The sequence below is a fragment of the Arthrobacter liuii genome (assembly GCF_014639275.1).
GTDB lineage: Bacteria > Actinomycetota > Actinomycetes > Actinomycetales > Micrococcaceae > Arthrobacter > Arthrobacter liuii.
The window spans coordinates 1-8,187 of sequence record NZ_BMFW01000060.1 but is presented as its reverse complement, the minus strand read 5'-3'; the positions used below and the strand labels follow the sequence as shown (position 1 = coordinate 8,187).

General features: G+C 65.7%; 7 protein-coding genes and 1 riboswitch. Of the genes, 3 read left to right on the top strand and 4 right to left on the bottom strand.

What is annotated here, in order from left to right; genetic code table 11:
- The first annotated feature begins 184 nt into the window (after positions 1 to 184).
- Both IEW19_RS22845 and IEW19_RS22840 read left to right on the top strand, forming a co-directional pair.
- A complete protein-coding gene (locus tag IEW19_RS22845) occupies positions 185 to 1,708 on the top strand; it encodes a UDP-N-acetylglucosamine 1-carboxyvinyltransferase (RefSeq protein WP_188573836.1) in 1,524 nt (507 codons plus the stop codon).
- A 68-nt stretch (positions 1,709 to 1,776) separates the two neighbouring features.
- Positions 1,777 to 3,003, top strand: coding sequence for a glutamate--cysteine ligase 2 (locus IEW19_RS22840; protein ID WP_188573835.1), 1,227 nt, complete (start codon positions 1,777 to 1,779; stop codon positions 3,001 to 3,003).
- Between the two features lie 29 nt (positions 3,004 to 3,032).
- On the opposite strand, the gene IEW19_RS22835 is transcribed toward IEW19_RS22840, so the two are convergent.
- The 3 genes from IEW19_RS22835 to IEW19_RS22825 are packed head-to-tail and all read right to left on the bottom strand — an operon-like array spanning position 3,033 to position 4,924.
- Positions 3,033 to 4,241 carry an O-succinylhomoserine sulfhydrylase gene (locus IEW19_RS22835; RefSeq protein WP_188573834.1) on the bottom strand — a complete coding sequence of 403 codons (1,209 nt, stop codon included), beginning with the start codon at positions 4,239 to 4,241 and terminating at the stop codon, positions 3,033 to 3,035.
- Positions 4,242 to 4,652: a rhodanese-like domain-containing protein gene (locus IEW19_RS22830; protein ID WP_188573833.1), complete on the bottom strand. Its 411-nt coding sequence runs from the start codon at positions 4,650 to 4,652 to the stop codon at positions 4,242 to 4,244.
- Positions 4,649 to 4,924 (bottom strand): DUF1737 domain-containing protein, encoded by a 276-nt coding sequence (locus tag IEW19_RS22825; protein WP_188573832.1) that lies wholly within the window; start codon positions 4,922 to 4,924, stop codon positions 4,649 to 4,651. The genes IEW19_RS22830 and IEW19_RS22825 overlap by 4 nt, the downstream gene beginning before the upstream one ends.
- A gap of 13 nt (positions 4,925 to 4,937) precedes the next feature.
- A riboswitch (SAM riboswitch) is annotated at positions 4,938 to 5,052 on the bottom strand.
- A gap of 105 nt (positions 5,053 to 5,157) precedes the next feature.
- On the opposite strand from IEW19_RS22825, the gene opgC reads away from it, so the two are divergent.
- Complete coding sequence (opgC, locus tag IEW19_RS22820; protein ID WP_188573831.1) at positions 5,158 to 7,767, top strand: OpgC domain-containing protein; 2,610 nt, start codon at positions 5,158 to 5,160, stop codon at positions 7,765 to 7,767.
- 124 nt (positions 7,768 to 7,891) lie between these two features.
- Here opgC and IEW19_RS22815 read toward each other — a convergent pair whose 3' ends face one another.
- Positions 7,892 to 8,080 (bottom strand): hypothetical protein, encoded by a 189-nt coding sequence (locus tag IEW19_RS22815; RefSeq protein ID WP_188573837.1) that lies wholly within the window; start codon positions 8,078 to 8,080, stop codon positions 7,892 to 7,894.
- Between the last annotated feature and the right edge of the window lie 107 nt (positions 8,081 to 8,187).

Sequence of the window (8,187 nt, the reverse complement as noted above, 5' to 3'; positions counted from 1 at the left end):
GCCGGCCTGCAGAGGACGGCAGTAGCGGCTGGATGCGGGCCCATTGCCCATCAGTCAAAACGGAAGTACGCGACACCCATCAAGCATCCCGGATGCGGTCATCAGGCTTTGGGAGACACGCCCTAGCTGGCCGTTGGGTAGTCGCGGTCCCGGCCGCATAACTCATTTATGATATATTCGCGGTATGACTCAGGAAACCGCTGAACACGTTGCCGCCATGTTGAGGGACGCCCGGAGCGAGAAGGGCTGGACGCAGGGCCAGCTGGCTGCCGAACTCGGCACCAGCCAAAGCGCCGTTGCCCGGATGGAGCAGGGCAAGCAGAACCTGAGCCTTAAGATGATCCAGCGGCTGGAAAACATCTTTGACCGCAGCATCGTCAACGTGGGCAAGCCCCAGATGACCCACCTCCGGGTTGAGGGCGGACGCACCCTGTCCGGTGCCGTGGACGTGAACAGCAGCAAGAACGCCGGCGTCGCCCTGCTGTGTGCCAGCCTGATCAACCGCGGCACCACCGTGCTCCGCCGGTTGGCACGGATCGAGGAAGTCAACCGCATCGTCGAAGTGCTGACCAGCATCGGCATGGAGTGCACCTGGCTCAACGATACCGATCTCCGCCTGCGCCGCCCCGCGGTCCTGGACCTGGATGCGATGGACGTGGACGCGGCACGCCGCACCCGCAGCGTCATCATGCTGCTTGGCCCGCTGCTGGACGAGTCGAGCGAGTACCGGCTGCCGTACGCCGGAGGCTGTGACCTGGGCACCCGCACGGTGGAGCCCCACATGCAGGCACTGCGCCAGTTCGGCCTCTCGGTGGAAGCCACCACGGGTTTCTACACTGTCCAGGCACCCCCTGCCGACAACTGCGACCGCTCCTTCGTCCTCACCGAGCGCGGTGACACCGTCACCGAGAACGCAATCATGGCGGCCGCGCACCGGGCGGGCACAACCGTAATCCGCAATGCCAGCCCCAACTACATGGTCCAGGACCTGTGCTTCTACCTGCAGATGCTCGGCGTCACCATCGAGGGCGTGGGCACCACCACCCTGAAGATCACGGGCCAGCCGGAGATCGATGCGGAGATCGAGTATTTCCCCTCCGAGGATCCCATCGAGGCCATGAGCCTCATCACGGCGGGCATCGTCACCAACTCCGAGGTCACGGTACGGCGGGTTCCCATCGAGTTCATGGAAATCGAGCTGGCAACGTTGGGCCAGATGGGACAGAAGCTGGAGATCTCGGGCGAGTACATGGCCCGCAATGGCCGTACCCGGCTGGTGGACGTGACCACCAAGCCCTCCGAGCTGCGCTCCCCGGAGGACAAGATCCACCCCATGCCGTTCCCCGGGCTGAACATCGACAACCTGCCGTTCTTTGCCGTCATCGCCGCTAACGCCCATGGGCAGACCATGATCCACGATTGGGTCTACGAGAACCGGGCGATCTACCTGACGGAGCTGAACCGGCTTGGCGCCCAGGTGCAGCTCCTGGACCCCCACCGCATCTACGTCAATGGGCCCACCAAATGGCGTGCCGCAGAAGTGGGCTGCCCCCCTGCGCTCCGTCCGGCCGCCTGCCTGCTCCTGGCGATGCTCGCCGCACGGGGAGTGTCCGAACTGCGGAACATCTACGTGATTGAACGTGGGTACGAGGACCTCGCCGAGCGCCTGAACACCATTGGCGCCAAGGTGGAGTATTTCCAGGACTGATCCATTCACGCTTCGTCATGAACGGCGGCAACGGTCCCGATGCCGCCGCACTGCAGCAGAATGTTTACATGCGTACGTTCGGCGTCGAGGAAGAACTCCTGATCGTGGATCCGGAGTCCGGGGAGCCGCTTGCCCTGGCTGACGCCCTCCTTGCCGGCCACCGTGTGGCGGCGGACGATCTTCCAGAGGATCCGGATGTCCACCATGGCGGAAACCGCAGGGATTACGACGACGAGATGGGCTTGAGTGCCGAGCTCAAGCTTGAGCAGATCGAGACCCAGACCCGGCCGTGCCTTGGGCACGCGGGCCTGCTGGAACAGATCCGGGCGGGGCGCGTCCTGGCGGACCAGGCTGCGAGGAAGCACGGTGCCCGGGTGGCGGCGCTGGCCACCTCCCCGCTGGCCTCCACCAGCCACACCACTCCGGACCCGCGCTACGCCAGGATGCTTGAACGCTTCGGGCTCACCGCCCAGGAACAGCTGACCTGCGGCTTCCACGTCCACACGTTCATTGAATCGCCGGAAGAAGGCGTCGCCGTGCTGGACCGCATCCGGGACAAGCTGGCAGTCCTGACGGCGCTCAGCGCGAACTCGCCGTTCTGGAACGGTGTACCCACCGGCTTCGAAAGCTACCGCACCCAGGCGTGGAACCGCTGGCCGACCGCAGGCCCAACCGGCATCTACGGAACCTACCCTGCCTACCGCCGGGTGGTTGCGCGGCTGCTGGACACCGGCGTCATGCTCGATGAAGGCATGCTCTACTTCGATGCCCGGCTCTCCCGCAACCACCCAACAGTGGAAGTGCGGGTGGCTGACGTATGCCTCCGGGCCGACGACGCCGCCCTCATTGCCGTGCTGGTCCGGGCGCTGGTGGAATCAGCCAGCCGGGAGTGGCGCGACGACGTGGATCCTGCACCTGTTCCCACCGTCGTTCTGCGGATGGCCTCCTGGCAGGCAAGCAGCGCCGGACTTAGCGGCGAGCTTCTGGACTTCGGCAACTTCCGCCCGGCACCGGCTGCGGACGTGGTCCGTTCCCTGGTGGACTATCTGGCTCCTGTCCTGGCCGAACAAGGCGAGCTGTCCTTGGCACGGCAAGGCGTGGAGGACATCATCGCGCGCGGAACAGGGGCTGGGGAACAGCGCCGTGCCCGTGAAAAGGCCCTGGCCGGACCGACGCCCGATGACAGGGGCTTCGGGGCAGTGGTCCGCCAGGCCATCCACGTAACGATGCGCGGCGTGCTGGATCTCGCAGACGTGGAGTCCACGCCGGAACTTCTGCGCGTCCGCCAGGCCTGACGGAACGCGCCCTGCATGTTCATGTCCGGCTAGATCTGCTTCAGCGCCTGTTCCAGGTCGCGGATAAGGTCATCCGGGTCCTCGAGCCCCACCGAGAGCCGAACCACGCCGTCAGTCAGTCCGATTGCCGCCCGTCCCTCCGGCCCCATGGCACGGTGCGTGGTTGTGGCCGGGTGCGTGATCAGCGACTTGGAATCACCGAGGTTGTTGGAAATGTCGATGATCCGCAGCCCGTCGAGCAGCGCGAAGGCCGCTTCCTTGCCTGAGCGCCCGCCGGAGGGGGCGAGCTCAAGGGTAAGGACCGTGCCGCCGGCGCTCATCTGCTTGGCAGCCAGCCCATACTGCGGGTGCGACTTCAGCAGCGGATACTTCACCCAGCTCACGGCCGGCTGCTCCTCCAGCCACTCGGCGAGCCGGAGGGCGGTGGCGGATGAGTGGCTGACGCGCAGGCTCATGGTCTCCAGGCCCTTGGTCAGGACCCATGCGTTGAACGCGGAAAGCGCGGGGCCGGTATGGCGCATCAGTTGCTTTACGGGGCCTTCGATGAACTCCTTGGTGCCCAGGATGGCACCGCCCATGACCCTGCCCTGGCCGTCGATGTGCTTGGTGCCGGAGTAGACGATGACGTCGGCGCCCAGGTCACCGCAGCGCTGCAGCAGGGGAGTGGCAAAGACGTTGTCCGCCACCACGGTGGCCCCGGCGGCGTGCGCCAGTTCGCTGACCGCGGCGATGTCCACGATCTCCTGCATCGGGTTGGACGGGGACTCGAAGAAGACAGCGGCGGTGGGCTTGGACAGGGCTTCCCGCCACTGGTCCAGGTCCGGGCCGTCCACGAACACCGTCTCCACGCCCCACCGCGGAAGGATCTCGTTCAGGATGACAAAGCACGAACCGAACAGCGAGCGGGCGGCCACCACGCGGTCGCCGGCAGCCAGCAGGGCACCCAGTGCGGTGAACACGGCGGACATGCCCGACGCCGTCGCAAAGCACGCTTCGGTGCCTTCCAGCAGCCTGAGCCGCTCTTGAAAAGTGGCCACCGAGGGGTTGCCGTAGCGGGAGTAGACAAAGCGCTCGTCCTCGCCCGTGAAGGCGCGTTCGGCCGCCGCGGCGGATTCGTAGACGAACCCGGAGTTGAGGAAGATGGCCTCGGATGTTTCCTGGAAGTTGGAGCGGTCCAGTCCGCCACGGACTGCCTGGGTATCGGGGTTCCAGTTGGGGGCGTCTGGGTTAAAAGTCACTTAGTTCTTTCCGAGGTTGGTGGGCAGGCCGCGGTTCTTCCAGCCATTCACCGTCCGCTCGCCGTAGCGGTCCGGCTCGCCTTCGAAGCCTTCCAGCACGCTGTAGGCGGTGAAGCCCGCCTGGGTGGCTGCAGTCGCAGCGGCGATGGAACGCTGGCCGGAACGGCACAGGAACAGCAGTTCCGCGGAAGGGTCCTCCGGCGCCTGCTCTTTGAGGTCCTTCACGAAGTCCGGGTTGGGAATGCCGCCGGGGAAGGTCCACTGGATGAACAGGGGATCGTTGTCCGTGGCCCTGGTGTCAGGGATGCCGATGTGGGCCCATTCGCCCTCGGTCCGCACATCCACGAGGACGGCGCCCTGCTCCAGCTTGGCCCAGGCTTCTTCCGGCGTCAGGTCTCCTGCGTAGCTCATGCGTGGCCCTCGCCGTCGAACTCGCCGTCGAATTCAGCGTCAAGCCGGTCCACCGCCGTAGCCACGGCGGCGTCTGCCGAGGCGATCGCGGCCGGAAGGACAATGGCCTGTGCCACGATCACGCCGGTGCCGTTGAAGGTTGCCGCCGGGCTGCCGTGCAGCACGTAGCCCTCAGCCAGCGCGGCCGAGATCCGCTCGCAGAATTCACGGTTGTCGGGGCCACTGATGAGCCGGTAGGACAGTCTTTCGTCAGGGGCAGGTGCGTCAGACACGACGGATCTCCTTCTTTCACGCTTGCAGCTCGAATCGGTCGATATGCCGAGTATTCACCTGAGGCACCCCGCCGCGAAAGGAGGGTTGCCGACCGGCCAGTCAGGGCTTAATGCCGGTGCTCATTACTCCCCAAAAACGTAACACTTGCGGCGCCAAGCCGCACCGCCGCCGTCGTCATGTTCCGTCATTGAGCGGAGGGCAACGGTTTCACAGGACTGCCAAGGTGCCCACCGTGCTGACGGAAAGCGCGACAGCGGACATCACCGCAGGTGGGCAGCCCGCCACTTACGCGCATACTGCCGCCGGGCCGATAAAGTTCTACGGGGGCGCCGCCCCGTCGTCAGAGCATGAGTACCGGGGGGTCCTTGTCAGCATGCGAGCCATCACATCGCACCACCACGCCACAGCCCGCCGGAACGGTCCGCGTTCCGTCGGTGCCATCCTGGTTGCGGCCCTCGCTGGCCTCTTGGTTTTGGTAGCCGCTGCGGGGCCGGCGCACGCCGCCGAGGCTGCACCGGAGAAGGGGAAACCCTGGCTGGGTGCGGCACTTGAGTGGGGCGAGGATACCGCTGCCGGCTTCAGCGACAGGCTGGGGGCGAGTCCCGCTGTGTTCGGCCACGACATCACCATCCCTTACCGTGAATCGGAACGGAACGACATTGACGGCTTCCTTCAGCAGGCCGCGGTGAAGGGAGCCCACGCCCTGCTTACGGTGAAGCCATCGGTGCCCCTGGACCAGCTTGGCACCGCGGAAGCTGAGGCCCTGGCCACCCAGGTGCGGGACCTTACCGCCGGGTTCAAGGGCCAGCTCCTGATCCGTTTTGCGCCCGACATGAATGCAAGCTGGGTGGCCTGGGGCCAGCAGCCGGCCACGTACCGCCAGGCCTTCCAGGCCGTGTCGGCAGCGTTCAAGAAGTACGACGGCGGCCGGGCCGCCATGGTGTGGGCGCCGTACGTGGGCAAGGACTACCCCTTTGACCGGAACCGGAAGGCGCCGGAGCCGGGAAGGGACGGGTTTTCGCTCCTGGACACGAATGGCGATGGGACGTGGAATGGAAGCGACAGTGCCTACGCCCCGTACTACCCCGGCGACGACGCCGTGGACTGGGTTGGGCTGACGGCCTACCACGACGACACCGCCGGCGGGGGCGCCGTCAACACCACGCCCCGGGCCGGTGAGCTTCAGGAGATGCTGACGGCTTCCGGCGGCGAAAACTTCTACGGCACCTACTCGGAGGGACGGAAGAAGCCCTTCCTCCTCCAGACGGCGGCGTTCTACAGCCCTGCCGCCGGTGGCGCGCCCGAGGCGGACATCAAAGCGGGCTGGTGGGACCAGGTGGTCACCACAGCCACGTCCCCCGGGTTCGCCGGGACGGCCTTGGTGGTATGGGACGAGCGGACCAGCACCAGGGATACAGGGGTGGCAAGCATCAATTGGCTCCTCACCGGAAACCCGTATGTCGCCAAGGCGGCGCTGGACAGGCTGAAGGCGTCGCCGATGGTCACCGGCCCTGTCACCGATGTGGCGTCCGGAAGCACCTATGTCCGGGCCAACACCCTTTCCGGGGCGGCCGCGTGGACTGTTGCTGCCGCCATGGCCATCCTCCTGGTGGCCCTGTGGCAGGTTCCCCGCCGGATCAGTGCCGCAACTGCCTGGAGCTACCAGGATCCCTCCACCAGGGACTCCCGGGTTGATTTGCTCCGCGGGAGGGCCATCGTGTTCGTCGTGGTCAACCACCTGGGCATGGCCTCGCTGTTCCAGCTGCTCACCCAGGAGGCCGTGGGCTTCGTGTCGGGTGCCGAACTGTTCGTCCTGTTCTCAGGCCTGGTGGTGGGCATGGTGTACGGGCCCAAGGCCAGGGAGGACTTTGGGCGGGTTGTGGACTTAACATCCCGCCGCGCAGCCAAGCTCTACCTGACGGCGCTCGCCGTGCTGGTCGGTGTCTTCCTTCTTTCCCTGCTGCCCTTCTTCAATGTCCAGGCCCTGACCACGTTCGTGGACCAGGGAACCGGCGGCGCCGGGCACGCCGGTGCCGGCCGGACCTACGATCTGTATTCGGGCATGTCATCGCTGTTCCAGTTTCCCGTGCCGCCCCAGGTGCTGCCCGCCATCCTGCTGCTGCAGTTCGGGCCGTGGCAGTTCAACGTCATGGGCCTCTATGTGGTGCTTTTGCTGGCCAGCCCGCTGATCCTTGCGGCACTGAACCGGGGAAAGGCCGTCTGGGTGCTGGCGGCAACGCTCGCCCTGTACGCAGTGGGTGCAGTCACCAGGTTCCGGATCCTGCCGTCGCAGTTCGAGGACTCATTCCCGCTGCTGGTGTGGCAGGTACTGTTCGTGCTTGGACTGGTGGCTGGGTACTACCGCCGCAGCATCATCGCGTGGCTGGCCACGCACACCTGGGTGGTGGCCGCCTGCACCGCCGCGGCATTCGCACTGGCTTTCCTCTCCTGGGGCAATCCGTATCTCGCCAACAACTACGATGTCCGCCTGGCGCTCATGCCGGACGCTCTGTACCGGCCGATGTATGACTCACTCTTCGGCAGGACATACCTGGCCCCGGGCCGTCTCATCAACGTCCTGGTCCTGGTGGTGGCTGCCTACGCGTTCCTTAGCGCTTACTGGAAACCGGTGCAGCGCGCCCTTGGCTGGTTCCTGATCCCGCTGGGCCGGGCAACGCTCTACGTGTTCATCATGCATGTGGTGCTGATCGCCGTCGTGGCCAACATTCCGGCGCTGCAGCAGCAAAGCATCCTCCTCAACACGGCGGCCTACGCCGTGGTGCTGGGGCTGCTGTGGGTCATGGTACGCACCCGCTTCCTTTTCCGGATCATCCCGACGTAGGCAGGACGCATGCGCCTCCGCGCAACTCATCCTGGCGGCCATGAAAAATGCTGCGGCACGGAAGTGCCACAGCATTTGATGACGCGCCGCCGGTTTTCCGGTGGTTTCCTGGCTGGATCCGGGCTTACACAAGTCCCGGATAGCTGGCCAGGATGTAGTCGGCAGCGGCGGGACCCTTCATGCGGAGTCCGTTGCAGCCAGGCGTGATCCTGTATTTCATGGCAGCCCAAAAGTTGGACTCAGTGCCGGTTGGGTGCTGGTTGATGACACACCAGCTGGTGTACAGCCCGTAAGGCTCTTCGCATTTAGGCATGGTTGGTCTGGTTGATCCGGTAGGGGCGGTGGCCGCCGGCGGCGAGTAGGCATCTGAGTCTGTAGTTGGTGAAGTCGCGGAAGCCGCGGGCGATTCTGCGGGTGGTT